We start from the raw sequence: 884 nt of genomic DNA on the forward strand, positions 1-884 counted from the left end.
TGAGGGGCCGGAAAGATTTCGGACAGCGAGGTTTTGGATTTCTTATGCTGCCTTGCTCCGGTCGAACCACTCGGACTCTACTTCGTTCGGTGTGCGGTAGTCAATTCCTGAGTGGAGTCGAATCTGGTTGTACCGCAATTCGATATAGCTGGTGATGTCCCTTCGCGCATGTTCGCGGGTGGGGTACTCGGTGCGGTTGACCCGCTCGTTCTTCAGGGTGCCGTTGAACGATTCCGCCCAGGCGTTGTCGTAGCATATTCCGGTGCGGCCGACGGAGCGTTGCACGCCCAGTTCCGCAGCCACGCCCGAGAATTCGGCCGAAAGATATTGCGCGCCGCGGTCGCTGTGAAAGATTGTCTCACCCGGCCGGAACGGCAGATTACATGCCGCCATGCGGAGCGCGTCGGCCACCAGTTCGGTACGCATATGATCGGCCATCGCGTACCCGATCACTTTTTTCGAGAAGCAATCCAGCACGGTCGCCAGATACAGCCATCCCTCCCAGGTCCGGATGTAGGTGATGTCGCCGACCAGCTTGGTCGCGGGCGCGTCGGCGGTGAAGTCGCGGCGGACCAGATCGGGCAGGTCACCGGCATCGCCGGCGACGGTGGTGACCGGACGCCACGGCCGCGGCTGGCACGCCACGAGCCCCAGCTCACGCATGATCGTGCGGACCGTCTCCGGGTCCACGACGGTGCCCCGGCGGGCCAGCTGGGCGTGGATGCGCCGATACCCGTAGGTGCCGTCGGAATGCTCGAAACAGAACCGGATCTCAGCAGCGAGGATCTCGCGCCGCTGCGCGGTGGCCGAGGACTCACGGTTGCGCCACGAGTAATACCCGGACCGGGACACCTTCACCCACCGGCACATGGACACGACGGGAT

Annotated in this window: 1 protein-coding gene; it reads right to left on the reverse strand. The window is 63.6% G+C overall.

The features are described from left to right. Nucleotides 1-42 precede the first annotated feature (42 nt). The coding region (locus LBW94_RS44150; protein WP_266273640.1) for an IS3 family transposase at nt 43-884 on the reverse strand (842 nt) is incomplete at its 5' end.

Source organism: Nocardia sp. alder85J (assembly GCF_020176955.2).
Lineage (GTDB): Bacteria > Actinomycetota > Actinomycetes > Mycobacteriales > Mycobacteriaceae > Nocardia.